This window comes from Lysinibacillus sp. 10T31, assembly GCF_056394365.1.
In genome coordinates, this window is the sequence record NZ_JBFTHS010000212.1 from 1 (window position 1) to 433 (window position 433).

Annotated in this window: 1 protein-coding gene; it reads left to right on the top strand. The window is 65.6% G+C overall.

The window, feature by feature from the left end; all coding sequences use genetic code 11:
- Positions 1-395, top strand: a 395-nt coding sequence (locus AC1DCY_RS27700) for a hypothetical protein (protein WP_477355988.1), incomplete at its 5' end; no start/stop codon positions are given.
- Positions 396-433: the final 38 nt, after the last annotated feature.

Genomic DNA, 433 nt, shown 5'->3' on the forward strand with positions numbered 1-433 from the left:
GGCCGGCAGAGGTGCACGCAGTGTCGGCACCCACGCATGCGATCAACGGCACGGTGCTTCCCGTCTTCCAGATCGAACTGCAGACGCCGCTGCAGATCCAGGGCATCGCCACCGACAAGGTGCTGGCCGCACCGGCCGGCCTGTTCGCTGCAGACCTTGGCAGAATCAACGTGGCAAGCGTGTTGCTCGATGCCGTTCTGACAACTGCTCACCAGCAGGCCGGCGTGCAGGTCTGGCAACGCGAAGCGTCGCGCAGCGGCTTGCCTTCAGGCAGCATCCGAATCCATGAACGCGTGGTGGCCAGAGCTGACGACGGCACTGTCCTGACCGGATGCAGCAGCTCGCAGATGCGCGCGGCCGCGAGCGATCCGCAGAGCGCGAACATCCCGCACTGAGTGAGTCAGTGCGGGATGCGCAGAGAGAACGGGTACCG